The following is a 13698-nucleotide window of genomic DNA, read 5'->3' as shown; positions in this document are numbered from 1 at the left end:
GCCGGGGGTGGAGTTGTTTTGACAAGACCGGTTAAAAAAAAGGCCGGGCAGCACAACGATTATAAGTTTGATTTAGCGGGACTGGCGTTAATCGCCATTGCCTTGATCGGCCTGGCGGGAATTTTTTCGGACGCCGTGGGCACCATCGGGCTGTTGATTAAAAAAGGTTTGGAAATCTTAACCGGTAACGGGTACGTGGTATTTTTGCTGCTAATGATTTTTTCAGGCGTCAAACTGGTATACCGGAACAGCTGGCCGATCAACAACCGGTTTTTTGGCCTGGCCATTCTTTTCGGAGCCCTGCAAATATTTCTGCACATGCACATACCCCTGTCCGAATCATTCCATGCCGCCCTCCAAAAAGAGGGCGGGGGGCTTCTGGGCGCCGTCCTCAGTTACGCCTTTATCTTTTGTTTCGGCACCGTGGGCACTTATATTTTACTTTTTTTCCTCGCCTTGATTGGACTTGCCCTGTGCCACGGAGGTTCCCCGAAGGACCTGGGAACAACCTCCTGGTTGGGTCTCCGGTCGGCGACGGCAAGGCTCCGGGACATGGTAATCAATTTCCTTTTCGTCGAGGTGGAAGACGCCGGTCAACCCAAACGCAAAAAAAACAAACGCAAACTGACGGAAGAAAGCGCCCCACTGATCGGAGTCGACGGCGGCGAACAACCAACCATTGAAATAGCAAGGGTTCCCGGCGTGGACGACAACCGGAAAACCAACAACGATACCGCCATGGAAGAGGCCGGATTGCCGCCGGCGAAGATTGGCCCGCGGGGAACCGCCTTGGCCGGAACCGGCGGAATGGAATACCATCTGCCGCCGCTGACGCTGCTGGCCCCGCCGCAAAGCCGGGGTGAAAGCGCCGCCGGCCAGGATATCGGCAAAAAAGTAAAAATCCTGGAGCAAACCCTGGACAGCTTCGGCATCAAGGCCAGGGTCACCCATGTTTCAGTGGGTCCCGCTATCACCAGGTACGAACTACAACCGCCACCCGGCGTAAAAGTAAGCAAAATTGTGGGATTGGCAGACGACATCGCTCTGGGCATGGCGACGACCGGGGTGCGTATCGAAGCGCCCATCCCCGGCAAGGCGGCGGTGGGCATCGAGGTACCCAACGACGAGATCGCCACGGTATCGCTGCGGGAATTAATTGAGTGCAAGAACTTCAGCAATTCCGCCTCCCGGTTGACGGTGGCGCTGGGCAAGGACATCGCCGGAACCCCGGTGGTGGCCGACCTGGCCAAAATGCCCCACCTGCTGATCGCGGGGGCAACCGGCTCGGGGAAAAGCGTATGCGTAAATACCATCATTTGCAGCATTTTGTTCAAGGCCACCCCGGACGAAGTAAAGTTCCTCATGGTCGACCCCAAAATGGTGGAACTGGCCAACTATAACGACATCCCCCACCTGGTCAGCCCGGTGGTGACCGACGCCAAAAAGGCCGCCGGCGCGCTGCGCTGGGCGGTGCGGGAAATGGAATCCCGGTACGACCTGTTTGCCGCCGCGGGGGTAAGGGACATCACGCGCTACAACGCCATGCTTGATGAGTTTGATCACGACCCCGGGCAAACCCCGCTGCCGCTGATCGTGGTCATCATCGACGAGCTGGCCGACTTGATGATGGTGGCACCGGCGGACGTGGAGGACTCCATCTGCCGCCTGGCGCAGATGGCGCGGGCGGCGGGCATTCACCTGGTGGTGGCCACCCAGCGGCCATCGGTGGATGTCATTACCGGACTGATCAAAGCCAACATCCCCTCCCGCATCTCCTTCGCGGTTTCCAGCCAGATGGATTCCCGTACCATCCTGGACATGGGCGGCGCAGAGAAGCTGCTGGGCAAGGGGGACATGCTTTTTTACCCCGTGGGAGCGCCCAAGCCGGTGCGGGTGCAGGGCGCCTACCTGTCCGACCGGGAAGTGGAAACCCTGGTGGACTTCCTTAAAGACCAGGCCAGGCCAATATACAACGAGGAAGTGTTGAAAGACCAGCCGGGGGCTGAGACCGCGGAAACCGAAGAAACAGACGAGTTGCTGCCCCAGGCGACCAGGATATTTATCGAAAGCGGCACTGCCTCCATCTCCATGCTGCAACGCAGGCTGCACATCGGCTACTCCCGGGCGGCCAGGCTGGTGGATATTATGGAACGGCGGGGCATCGTGGGCGGGTTCGAGGGCAGCAAACCCCGCGCGGTGCTGATGACCATGGAACAGTACCGGCAGGTGTTTGAAAACGGCGAAGCTCCCCGGGAAGCAAAAACAGCGGCGTCATAGCCACCATGCCCCCAAAGTCACGATCCCTTAGCCGGAACGCCAGATAAAGTACCGGTATTTGCAGTGAAATTATCATTAATATGCGACATGAGGAAACACCGTGGCGACTTTGAATATAAATAATGTAAATGTAAATAATCTTATCGGAGCCAAGTTACAATGCAAAGAGAACTGCAAATTCAACTATATAAACTGTTGAGCGCCCTGTCCCTGGCCATGGATTACAACCGGACGGGCCTGATGCGCCACCACCAGCGGGTGGCGCTGCTATCGCTGTACCTCGCCGGGGAAATGCAAATGACCGGGGAAGACCGGATGCGCCTGTTTTGCAGCGCGGTCATCCACGACGCCGGCACAAGTACCTTCCGGGAGAAGGCCAAACTGGAGCATTTCGAAGTAACCGACCCCTGGCACCACTGTGAGAAGGGATTTGCGCTGCTGCACAACACCGGCATACTTGCCCCGCTGGCGGAAGTCATATTGCATCATCACGACCGCTGGGACGGCAATAACCGTTCCGGCCTGGCGGGCGATTCCATCCCCCTGGCCAGCCGCATCATTTTTCTGGCCGACCGGGTGGACGTGCTGGCCCAGCGGCCGGGCAACATTCTGGACTACCGGGAAGAAATCGTCCGGACAATCACCGCCCATTCCGGCACCATGTTCGACCCGGACCTGGTGGAGATATTCATCCAAGTGGCCCGCAAGGAATGCCTGTGGCTGGACTTGACCTCGCAGTATATTGACTACCACCTGCAACGGCGTTTGGGCGCCTGCCCGGTTATCATCGGACCGGAGGAAATTACCGGCATCAGCCGTATTTTTGCCGAGATTATTGACGGGAAAAGCCCCTACACTTACCGGCACTCCAGGCTGGTGGCGGAAGTGGCCGCCTACCTGGCACGGCGGGCGGGGTTCGATGAGGCGCGGCAAAAAAACATGTACGTGGCGGGGTTGCTGCACGACCTGGGCAAACTGAGCATACCGGAGGAAATCCTGGAAAAACCCGGCGCCTTAAGCGCGCGTGAATTTAATTTAATTAAACAGCATACCTATATCACCCACCTGATCCTGGGCGGCATCGACGGCATGGAAGAAATCAACCTCTGGGCCTCCTACCACCATGAAAAATTAAACGGGGAGGGCTACCCCTTCAGGATCAAGGGTGAAAACCTGTCCCCGGGCTCGCGGATCATGGCCGTGGCCGACATTTTCAGCGCGCTGGTGGAAAACCGCCCTTACCGGGCGGGACTCCCCCGGAGCAAGGTGGAAAACATCCTGGCCGGCCAGGTCAGCGCGGGCGCCATTGACGGGGATATTGTGCACCTGCTGGTGGAGCGCTACCGGGAAGCGGAAAGCTTGCAACAAAAAATCAACACGTAATAAACTCTTGATTTCAGGGAGTTGTCCATGCTTACACCCAAAGATTATCAGTACCTGTACCGGATTACGGCCGGGCCCACGCCGCTGCCCGGAGATTGCGGAACCTTGTGCGGCAGCGTTTGCTGCCGGCCCGGCAAGCATGACGAGCTGGGCATATACCTGTTCCCGGGAGAGGAAGCCATGTTTACCCGCCGGGAAAACTGGCTGCAGTGGGAGGAGCACGACCCGGTGGAGCACTTTTTCCCCGCCTCCTGGCCAAAACCCGTTTATTTCGTGCGCTGCACCCGCCCGTGCCCCAGAGAAGCGCGCCCGCTGGCCTGCCGGTTCTTCCCCCTGGCGCCTCACCTGCAGCGGGACGGAACCATGTTGCTGATTTATGAAACTATGGACCTGCCCTACAGCTGCCCGTTGATCACTCAAAATAAACCGCTGCAAAAAGAGTTTGTCGCCGCGGTCAACGCGGCCTGGCAAATCATGCTGCGGGACCGGCGTATCCGCGACCTGGTGGAAGAGGATTCACGATGCCGGGAAGAACAAAACTTACCGCTGAGAATTGTGACAGACTGGTAAAATACCGCTTTGGTTCAATGCTCTTTTTCTTCTGCCCTGTCCACCTTTTCCACCATCCGAATAATCAGCGACGCCAGTATTTTTTTCTCATCTTCAGTAGCCTCATTCCATAACTCAACGAGCAATCTCTGCTCCCGGTTGCCGGGGTCGACCTTTTTGGCCAGAAAATCGCCCAGCCGGTAAGCCAAATCGTTAATCCGATCGTCTGATACGCCGATAAATTGGGCGGCGTTAACGGCCCGGCTCAATAATTTTTTCCACTGGTGCCATTCTATTTCAAGCTCCATTAGTTGTCACCTCCAGCAGATATTTAGCCTGGTTTCAGCCTGTAAAAAAACAGGCCATTTTTAAAATCCCCGGTTGGATTATTATTTAAACAGCACAGGTCGTATTTTTAAATAAAAAACCCTTACTTCATTCGCAAGGGTGTACACGAAGCAAATTCAGTTCAGCAAATTAAATTTAAATTTGATTTAACTACAAAGACACCATAGTGGTAGGCGATCCGGCGGATTTCTGGAGTGAGTGGAGCACTGGATGCGGTCCCTAGCCCGTCATATCCCAAGAGCCATGACCCCTTAGGGCGTGAAGAAGTAGTTGGGCAGTAAGTTGCAAGCGTTAACTAAAAGTTGCTCCAGCCATAAAGGTAAAATTGCGAAACGAACGATTGATACCGCCGGAGCGCCAACTACAAGTATCAGTTTTTGCAGCGAAATCAAATTTAAATAACGTTTTCTTGCTGCAGCACAGCAAGTTCAGTCTCGCTCAATCCAAGCCCCGCGTAAATTTCCCTGTTATGCTGCCCCAGAACGGGCGGGGGCTTGATTTCCCCCGCCTCCTGTTCCAAAAACACCAGGGGGCTGCGCACCTGCCGCATCGTACCGCCCCCGGGCTTCGGCACATCAATGAATAGATCGCGCTCCCGGGCATAGATACCATTAATTACCTGTTTCACACTTTCCACCGGGGTAAGGCAGCAATCCACCCGGCCGGCAAATTCCGTCCATTCCTCCGTTGTTCGGGATAGAAAAATATCCCTCACCTCACGGTAAACCGGGTCTTCTTCAACCGCCCGGGAAAAGTGGCCCGAAACGAGGTCCTCCCTGCCCAACCCCATACAGAAATTCCTCCAAAACTTGGCCTCCAGCGCGCCCAGCGCCATGTAGCCATTATCGCGGGTACGATAAATATTATAACAGGTCAGGGCGCCCGACAGCATCATGTCGCCCCGCACCGCCGGCGTTCCGGCAGCCATGAAATTGGCCAGGTGAATGGACATCATGGAAAACAGCCCGTCGGTCATGGACATATCCAGGTATGCGCCGCGGCCTTCCCGCCGCCTCCGCCATAAAGCGGCCAGAATACCAATTACGGAAAACATGCCGCCCGTCAAGTCCGCCACCTGGATCCCCGGCACCACCGGCTGGGCGTCCCTGACCCCGGTGATGCCCAGCGCCCCGCTGACCGACATGTAATTGATATCATGTCCCGCCCGCTCCCGAAAAGGGCCGTCCCGGCCATAGCCCGAAAGGGAACAGTATACTATTCCCGGGTTTGCCTGCCGCACGGCCTCGTACCCGAGCCCGAGGCCGTCCATCACGCCCGGGCGAAAACCTTCAAAAACCACGTCGGCCTCCCGGGCCAGCGCTAGGAAAATTTCCTTACCCCGCTCCTTTTTCAAGTTCAAGGTAACGCTTTTTTTGTTTCTGTTCACCGCCAGGAAAAATACGCTCACCCCGTCCACCCGGGGCATAAAATGGCGCATATAGTCACCGGTGCCCGGCTCCTCGATTTTAATCACTTCCGCGCCCAGGTCGGCCAGCAGCATGGTGGCGTAAGGCCCCGGCAACAACCGGGTCAGGTCCAGCACGCGTATTCCTTCCAACATACTTATCACCCCTGCGCAAAAAAGCCCGGCTCTCCCGGGCTGTTAGAAATTGGAATAAATTCTAAAGGATGATCTCCTGTCCCGGCTCGATAACCTCAACTTTCACCCCGGGCGCCTTTTCACCGGCCAGCTTGACAAATTCTGCGGCGTCCTGCACCAGAATGGGGAAGGTTCCGTAATGGATGGGAACTACTCGCCCGGGTTTCAGCAAGGTCAGGCTGTACGCAGCCTGAACCGGGTCCATGACAAATACACTGCCGATCGGCAACAGGGCAACATCAATACTGTAAATTCGGCCCAGCAGTTCCATGCTGGCGAAAATGCCCGTATCTCCTGCATGATAAATAGTCTTGCCGTCTTCCAGGATAATAATGTAACCCACGGCATCCCCCGCCGTGCCGGAGTGAAAGGCCTGGGTCATCACCACCTGGACGCCGGCCGCTTCCACCCGGCCGCCGATGTTCATCCCCATGCCGAAGATAATATTTTCCGCGGCCACTCCCGCTTCCTGCAAAGCGCCCGCCAGTTCCGGCTGGGCTATCACCGTTGCTCCGGTGGCCTTGACCAAATCGGGGATATCCGTGCCGAGATGGTCAAAGTGGTCATGCGTAACCAGGATCAGGTCCGCGCGTTTAATGTCGTCCTTTTTTACGGGGCAGGCGGGGTTTCCCGTAATCCAGGGGTCGATCAAAATTACTTTGCCGCTTTCCGTGGTGATCTGGCAGGCCGCGTGTCCCAGCCACTTGATACTGTGGGGCATTAAAATTCCTCCTCTATTGTTTTTTTATTATTATTGTTTACTTTTTCTGTATTATCCAAAAAAATCCTGCCAAAATCGACCGATCGGATTATTATTTATCTGTAAACCTTCTCCGGGTCGAGCCCGGATGCTGCATCAAACAATACCGGAGGGGTCTACACCTCCGGCATAATTTTACTTATTAACCCAACAGGGTTTGTAAACGCATGGCCAGGGACAAGTCGCCCTGCACTTTCAATTTGCCGCTCATGAAAGCGCCCATACCGTCCAGTTTACCTTCCACCAGGTCTTTGAAATCGGAGGCAGCCATTAAAATGGTAATATCGGAGTTGTCGGCGACGCCTTCATTTACTTTACCCGCTCCGTTGGCGAAGACAATATAATATTCGCCGCCATCGTCGCCAGACAAGCTGAACTGGTAAGTTGCCGTGAGCCCGGCCGCCTTGGACGGATCGGCATCAAGTCTTTCCTGAATTTTTGAGAAAATTTCCTTCATGCTCATTAAATAATCCCCCTTCTAATATATTGTATTAGGTCGACGCGCAATGCGCCGGAATCCCCCCAGTCTTTATGAATGAACTCTCATTCATTTTTCTTCAAATAAAAATTATTTCCTCCACAATTACCTCTTCGGGAATATACCGGGTAACTATTAGTTACTTTATAGTTTAATCCTATAAGAATTTAGTTGTCAATACAGTGTTAATGAATATTCTGAAAATAAGAATGTGTATAATAAGACCCCTCGCCTCTCAAGGCGAAGGGTCATCAACACCTGTTCTCCCACCGGGCCGTTATCCACCAGTTTTTTAATCAACCCACCTCTCCCAGGTGGGTGCCCGACCAGTTGCTTCTGCCTTCCGCTCGCCAGGGCGGCCTGGCATAAACAACCGGATCCGTTGCTCCCGTAATGCATGTGTAGGTTAAAAAAACAAGGGACAACGCACCTAGCAGGTATTAATATAATCTCATAAGCCAGGAATTAAATCAAGACTACACGGCAAATTTATACTGGTGAAACACCAATCCGCCATGATTAAATTTACAAAAATTAAACCAGAGCACGGCCGTAAGCGAGATTCTGTTTCGACAGTCATCTATCTAGGCAAACCTTGCGGTTTACCTCCCCCTTGCGGGAGCGCCCCTACCCGCGGCTCAAAGGCCGCCTATTTGGGTTGCACGCTGGCGGAGTTTACCCTTGCACTCACCGGTTGCCCGGTGACCTAGTTTCTGTGGCACTTTATGGCTACTCGAAACCCGGTGGGTTTCTTTCGCCGTCGTCAGGTCGCCCTGCCCCGGCTTGCGCCGGGCGCCGTACTACGCCGGGCACGTAAAGCGCCCGGTGTGCGTGTCTCGACTTTCCTCTACCGCCCGGAACCCCGGGCGGCAGCGACTGTCCGCCGTACTCCGATTATATTTCCTTGGTCACATTACGTTATTATAAATCATATAATGCATTTATGCAAATGTAAAGTATACCATTTGCAGGACATTGACTAACCGGTTGCATAGTGATAAATTTTAAACAAGCACCCGACTGTGAAAGGAGGAGCAAAATGGAGAACTACTGGACCGCGTTTTACATCGGCATGGGCATTTTTGCCGTTATCGGTATTGGCGCCGGTATTTTCGCCAACCCTATCAAGAAAGCCATAAAAAACCTGGAATACTATGCCACCGGAAAGGTCACGGACCACCACACCTACATTCCTTATGATTAAAAGTAAATAAAATAAATTACCATCACCCCGGCACACTCGTGTGACCGGGGTTGTCTTTTCGCGGAGCTGGTGATTATGTTATGGAAAAATTGACATTAAAATGATATACTATTAACATGGGAAGTGAACCAATGATTTCGGATCAGAAGATAATATCTTTAAAAAAAATAATATCATGCATATTGATACTGGTGGCTTTGGCAGCTTTAATCACCGGCTGTACAATCGCCGGGGAACCGGGCGAGGGCCAGTCCGCAAGCAAACCCGGCAATAACGGCATGAAACAAACGGAACAGCCCGATATCAACCTGGCCGTTTACTTTGTGAAATACGACGGGGAAGATGTTTACCTGGTGCGGGAGGTACATACCGTTCCTTATACCGAGCACGTTGCAGAAGCGGCCATGCAAGAGCTGATCAAAGATAAAAAAAGCATTTTCCCCCCCGGCACTGAAGTTCTGGGAGTAAAAATTGAAAACGGCCTGGCTACGGTAAACTTTAATGAAAAAGTGCTAACAGCGACCAACGTCGGTTCAGCCGGGGAAGCGCTGGGCATTCAGAGCGTTGTCAACACATTGACCGAGTTGCCCAATATCGAAAAGGTGGCTTTTCAAGTGGAAGGCAAATCGGACGGCCGGGTGCGGGACTGGTGGGGCCACGTGGGACTTTACGACCAGCCTTTTACCAGGGACCTGTCCAAAGTTTACGAGCCGGCCATTTGGGTGACCCACCCCACTCCCAACCAGGTGGCCGGGGTGCCTTTACTGGTAAAGGGTAGCGCCAGGGTTTTTGAAGCCGCGGTAAACGCCCGTCTGCTTGATCAAAACGGGAACTTGCTGGCGGAAGGTCATACCACGGCAACCGCCGCCGCACCCGACCGGGGGGATTTTGAAATGAGCCTCAAATTTGACCCCCCTTCCAGCGGTAAAGGATTGCTGGAGGTATTTTGGACGAGTCCCAAGGACGGCAGCATCAAAGACAAGGTATCTATTCCATTGCAATGGCCTTAAAATACAGGAGGTGTCACCATGAACAAAACCGGAAGCAGCTTTCCCACGGAAATAAAAAACCCCGAGCTGGTAATTAAAAGAGTTAAAAGAGATCTGATCCGGGTGGTTGTCAGCACAGCCGTGGCGCTTGCTGCCGCCGCTGCAACCTATATGTTGATAAAACCCGCTTAAAGCGGGTTTTATCTTTTTAACTTAAACGATATTGATAGTACCATACCAGCGCCGCTGCAACCATGGCAATTACTTTCGCTATACCGGCCCTGCCGGCGCCAACGATACCCTTGTATTTCAACCATTCCACCAAACCATTGGGAATCACGAAAATAATAAAAACAGCCCGTGCCACCGGCACCAGCGACGGTTGCCCCAGGGTAAGAATCCATAGGAATAACGCCCATAAAGCCATGGCCAGGGTTATACGCACCGGCTGCGGCATGCGGCTTTCCCTTTCACCCATGTCCAAACGCCCCCTTTGCCCTGTATTACTTCCTTCTCCCGAAAGTGAAATCCTCCCTTTGGTATCAACGTTTTCAAAAAAAAAACTCCGCCTGTCCGGCGGAACTGCTGAGAGAGATTTAGGAGGCTGGTCACTGCTCGCTGCAGTATTATAATATTGCCCCAATTAATGCCCTTTTATCCGCCCGTATAAATTATTATTAAAAAAAATAAAATACCCCTAACAATTGTTAGGGGGGAAAAAGAGGTATGTGTAAAACCAGGAATAACCGTAATAAAATTTTGCCATAAGACAAGCCCGCAGGTCTGTCCGTGCATTGACAACGGATCTGTCATATTTGCGACAAAACGCTTTATTGCTCCCGGTTGCTGTTGATCAAATGACCGGCCATGTCGTGAAAGGAATCCGCAAAGGAATTATAATGAACGACCCACTGCCCGCCGGTGTCAAACATGCTGAACGGCCCGACCTGTTTTACCGTTCCATCGGCCATGGTTATTGATATTGTCACCAGCGCTCCCGCGGAACCGGCGGGACGGTAATTTTCCACGCCCCATTCCACCGGGTGTAACAACTCCACCTCACGCTGCAATTCCCCCAGCGTAACCTGGCCGCCGCCTTCGTCAAGACCGTTCAGGCAGGCTTCGGCCTTTCCCAGATCGTTCAATCTCAAACTTTCGATTAAATTAGATAAAGTGTTGTTTATTGCTTCTATTTTATCTCCGTAACCCTTTGGTGCCAGCAACGGGTTGTCTTTTTGTCCCGGCACGGGTTCGGCCAATTGGACGGTACCCAGTTCCGGGCTCTTTTTCTCAACTGCTTGTTGTGCCTGTTCGCCGTTCGCCTGTTTTTCACCCTCAGCCGGAGAACAGCCTACCAGGATTACGGCAAGAAATACTAAAAGCAACATCTTAAGTTTTAGCTCCATTTCGGCAACAACTTCTCCTTTCGTCAATTATTTACTTATATATACATATAATAACATTATATACGTTTATTAAGGGCATCACGGGTAGGTGATTTAATTGGATTGGGAAACCAGGTATATCGAAAAAATTGAACAGGAACTCAGCGAATTACGTAAACATTTAAATGCAATAGAGCACAAAATAACGGACAACCTGGACCGCTCCATGGCCAAATTGTTTTTGGTCAACAAGGAAAGGCACCAGGAATACCTCAACTTGAACCAACGCATCGACAGCATGGGGAGTAAGGTGGACCGGGCAATTCAATGGACTGTCAAATTTACCATCGGCACCCTCGTTGCCGTTTCCGGACTAGTCATTGCCTTAATTACAAAAATCTTCTAATCTGCCGCGACTAATAATGGCAACCGGCGATTGAATGAAATAAATGGACCACCCAGTGTTCCACCCGGTGAAAAGTCAGCCCGTTATAAAACCCGTCACCAGTTAATTTTAAAAAATTACTTACTGTCACAGGCATTTTCTCCGGATATACCTCAACTTCGATATTCCCTTTTTCCGTACCAATCATCACTTTCCTGGTCGACATTTTTCCATATCAGCTCCTTTTTAAATCACCACTATGATACATCTTTTGATAAACCCGGACAACCCCACAATGGTAGTTATTGAGCCGTCTTTTAAAAAACAAGAAAATTTCTCAAAATTGTCATTTACTTGACATAAACTGCTATATTATTCTGTTAAAATACAATTTAAATATAAAATTTAGAAAATCAACCTCCTCTTACTCCCATAGATCATCTTTTACTTAAACCCCGCTGAAGGGGGTTTTTCTTTTTCCCAACTTTACGTGGTCGTTATCCGAGGTACGCTTGCCACCGACCACCCTAACAAGAAAAGCATATCCAAAAACGCAGCAATCCGGAAAACAAAAATTGCGCAGGTACTATATTTCCCCTTGCAAGTCTCTATAATAGCATTAAAATAATTGTAAAGAATTTTAGCAAACTTCATAAGAGTCTAACATTGCCGGGTGGTGCTATAATGTTTAAAAAATTTAAGGCAAACCGGGCGCAAAGGGATTTTTTTCAGCAGGAAGGGCTGATCCCTAAAAAAATTCACCCCACCCTGGCCGGGTCATGGTTGAGATCAAGGGAGCACGGTGTTGATCCCTTCATTGAAGTAGCCCCACCAGCGACTGATTTTTTACAGAGTGACACCGAGGAGCTGCTGCTGAAATCGGCTAGGCCCTACTTTGATTATTTCGGTAAACTGGTTGCTATCAGCGAATGTGTTTTAGCCCTTAGCAACGCCCGGGGGGCCATTATTCACCTGGAAGGGCGCATGGAACAAAAAATCAGAAAACTGGCGGAAAGGCATAACTTCCTGGTCGGAGCGGACTGGAATGAAAAAGCGGTCGGCACCAACGCCATCGGCACGGCCATAACAGAAAAAACAAATATGTTGATTCACGCCGAGGAACATTTTTCTTACGCCTGGCATCCTTACAGCTGCGCAGCATCACCGGTGTTTGACCGCGCCAGCGGCGAAATAATCGGGGTGGTGGACGCAACAAGTTTCAGCGGCAGCCTGCACCTGCATACCATCGGTTGGGTGGCGGCGGTGGCCCGTTTAATTGAGGCGGACTACAATAAAATAGTTGCGATAAGAAAGGACCGCCGGGAATCCGGGAACCCGCCCGCCCGGTTTTATATCCGGGAAAACCCCTTGCAACAGGGGCCGGTGAGAATTTTGGGCAACGCACCCGCCTTTCTCCTGGCGCTCAATACAGCTTGCAGGGTGGCCAAAACAGACCTCAGTGTGCTGCTCACTGGTGCAACCGGAACCGGCAAGGAGATGTTCGCCAGGGCCATTCACCACCAGAGCAACCGGTCCGAAGGCCCCTTTGTGGCCGTCAACTGCGGGGCAATCCCCAGGGAACTTGTTTACAGCGAGCTTTTCGGCTACGTCGAGGGGGCATTTACCGGCGCGTCACGCCGGGGACATCCAGGCCGTTTTGAGCAGGCCGACGGGGGTACAATACTATTAGACGAAATAGGTGATGCGCCAGCCGAGGTACAAGTGGGTTTACTGCGGGTAATTGAAGAAAAATCCGTATACAGGCTGGGATCGGCCGCGTCAGTACCGGTTAACGTAAGGATTCTGGCGGCCACCAGTAGAGATCTCCAGGGTTTTGTAAAGCAGGGAAAATTCCGCGAGGACCTGTATTACCGGTTAAGCGGCGTGAATATTGAAATCCCTCCATTAAAAGAACGGGGACTGGATATTCTCCTTCTGGCCGACTTCTTTCTCAATGAAGCAGCGGCAAAGCTGGGCCGCGCCACGATGGTTATTGATGACCAGGCCGGACAGGCGCTGCTCGAATATCACTGGCCGGGCAACGTCAGGGAGCTTAAAAACCTGATGGACCGGCTGGCGGCCTTGACCGAAGACAGCGTAATCACCCTCCAGACACTGGCACAGTGGGGACCCCGGGGTTTAAAAACAGAAAATAATAAAGACATTTCGGGAAAAGAGCTCATGATTAGGACAATCAAGGGTACAGGCGGCAACATAACAAAAGCAGCCGAACAGCTAGGTATCAACCGTACAACGGTTTACCGCAAAATTAAAAAGTATGGTATTAATATTTACGATCTTAAAAACATGAATCTAAAAACCTAAATATCCAGATTTAAT

Annotated in this window: 15 protein-coding genes and 2 other RNA genes; 8 read left to right on the top strand and 9 right to left on the bottom strand. The window is 52.0% G+C overall.

Features of this window, described 5'->3' with window-relative positions; genetic code table 11:
• Nucleotides 1-18 precede the first annotated feature (18 nt).
• From IT084_RS02450 to IT084_RS02440, 3 genes are all read left to right on the top strand, one after another.
• Nucleotides 19-2277, top strand: a complete 2259-nt coding sequence (locus tag IT084_RS02450) for a DNA translocase FtsK (protein ID WP_195710731.1) — start codon at nt 19-21, stop codon at nt 2275-2277.
• 159 nt (nt 2278-2436) lie between these two features.
• Nucleotides 2437-3660 carry an HD-GYP domain-containing protein gene (locus tag IT084_RS02445; RefSeq protein WP_195710729.1) on the top strand — a complete coding sequence of 408 codons (1224 nt, stop codon included), beginning with the start codon at nt 2437-2439 and terminating at the stop codon, nt 3658-3660.
• A 27-nt stretch (nt 3661-3687) separates the two neighbouring features.
• A complete protein-coding gene (locus tag IT084_RS02440; protein WP_195710727.1) occupies nt 3688-4230 on the top strand; it encodes a hypothetical protein in 543 nt (180 codons plus the stop codon).
• A 14-nt stretch (nt 4231-4244) separates the two neighbouring features.
• Here IT084_RS02440 and IT084_RS02435 read toward each other — a convergent pair whose 3' ends face one another.
• From IT084_RS02435 to rnpB, 6 genes are all read right to left on the bottom strand, one after another.
• The gene (locus IT084_RS02435; protein ID WP_195710725.1) at nt 4245-4517 is read right to left on the bottom strand and encodes a DUF3243 domain-containing protein; all 273 of its coding nucleotides are present in this window, start codon (nt 4515-4517) and stop codon (nt 4245-4247) included.
• Between the two features lie 434 nt (nt 4518-4951).
• Entirely contained in the window at nt 4952-6118 is a 1167-nt protein-coding gene (locus IT084_RS02430) for a CaiB/BaiF CoA-transferase family protein (protein WP_195710723.1), read from the bottom strand.
• 61 nt (nt 6119-6179) lie between these two features.
• Nucleotides 6180-6878, bottom strand: coding sequence for a metal-dependent hydrolase (locus IT084_RS02425; RefSeq protein ID WP_195710721.1), 699 nt, complete (start codon nt 6876-6878; stop codon nt 6180-6182).
• Between the two features lie 181 nt (nt 6879-7059).
• Complete coding sequence (locus tag IT084_RS02420; protein WP_195710719.1) at nt 7060-7380, bottom strand: SCP2 sterol-binding domain-containing protein; 321 nt, start codon at nt 7378-7380, stop codon at nt 7060-7062.
• A gap of 274 nt (nt 7381-7654) precedes the next feature.
• Nucleotides 7655-7838, bottom strand: a non-coding RNA gene (gene ssrS, locus IT084_RS02415) — 6S RNA.
• A 105-nt stretch (nt 7839-7943) separates the two neighbouring features.
• An RNA gene (gene rnpB / locus IT084_RS02410) (RNase P RNA component class B) lies at nt 7944-8283 on the bottom strand.
• A 151-nt stretch (nt 8284-8434) separates the two neighbouring features.
• Here rnpB and IT084_RS02405 point away from each other — a divergent pair.
• From IT084_RS02405 to IT084_RS02395, 3 genes are all read left to right on the top strand, one after another.
• Nucleotides 8435-8599, top strand: coding sequence for a hypothetical protein (locus tag IT084_RS02405; RefSeq protein WP_195710717.1), 165 nt, complete (start codon nt 8435-8437; stop codon nt 8597-8599).
• Nucleotides 8600-8730: 131 nt separating this feature from the next.
• A complete protein-coding gene (locus IT084_RS02400; protein ID WP_195710715.1) occupies nt 8731-9609 on the top strand; it encodes a Gmad2 immunoglobulin-like domain-containing protein in 879 nt (292 codons plus the stop codon).
• A gap of 18 nt (nt 9610-9627) precedes the next feature.
• The gene (locus tag IT084_RS02395) at nt 9628-9780 is read left to right on the top strand and encodes a hypothetical protein (protein ID WP_195710713.1); all 153 of its coding nucleotides are present in this window, start codon (nt 9628-9630) and stop codon (nt 9778-9780) included.
• Between the two features lie 16 nt (nt 9781-9796).
• Here the strand turns inward: IT084_RS02395 and IT084_RS02390 are convergent, their stop codons facing one another.
• Nucleotides 9797-10066, bottom strand: a complete 270-nt coding sequence (locus IT084_RS02390) for a hypothetical protein (protein ID WP_195710712.1) — start codon at nt 10064-10066, stop codon at nt 9797-9799.
• A gap of 352 nt (nt 10067-10418) precedes the next feature.
• Nucleotides 10419-10994 carry a hypothetical protein gene (locus IT084_RS02385; RefSeq protein WP_195710711.1) on the bottom strand — a complete coding sequence of 192 codons (576 nt, stop codon included), beginning with the start codon at nt 10992-10994 and terminating at the stop codon, nt 10419-10421.
• A 97-nt stretch (nt 10995-11091) separates the two neighbouring features.
• On the opposite strand from IT084_RS02385, the gene IT084_RS02380 reads away from it, so the two are divergent.
• A complete protein-coding gene (locus tag IT084_RS02380; protein WP_195710710.1) occupies nt 11092-11379 on the top strand; it encodes a hypothetical protein in 288 nt (95 codons plus the stop codon).
• A gap of 10 nt (nt 11380-11389) precedes the next feature.
• Here the strand turns inward: IT084_RS02380 and IT084_RS02375 are convergent, their stop codons facing one another.
• Nucleotides 11390-11584, bottom strand: a complete 195-nt coding sequence (locus IT084_RS02375) for a peptidylprolyl isomerase (RefSeq protein ID WP_195710709.1) — start codon at nt 11582-11584, stop codon at nt 11390-11392.
• A gap of 458 nt (nt 11585-12042) precedes the next feature.
• Between IT084_RS02375 and IT084_RS02370 the strand changes: the two genes are divergently transcribed.
• On the top strand, nt 12043-13683 hold the full coding sequence (locus IT084_RS02370; RefSeq protein ID WP_195710708.1) for a sigma-54-dependent Fis family transcriptional regulator: 1641 nt from the start codon (nt 12043-12045) through the stop codon (nt 13681-13683).
• The last annotated feature ends 15 nt before the right edge of the window (nt 13684-13698 follow it).

This window comes from Desulfallas sp. Bu1-1, assembly GCF_015594625.1.
Classification (GTDB): domain Bacteria; phylum Bacillota; class Desulfotomaculia; order Desulfotomaculales; family Desulfallaceae; genus JADNRQ01.
Note: the sequence above shows the minus strand (reverse complement) of the source record. Positions and strands in the feature narration are given on the sequence as shown.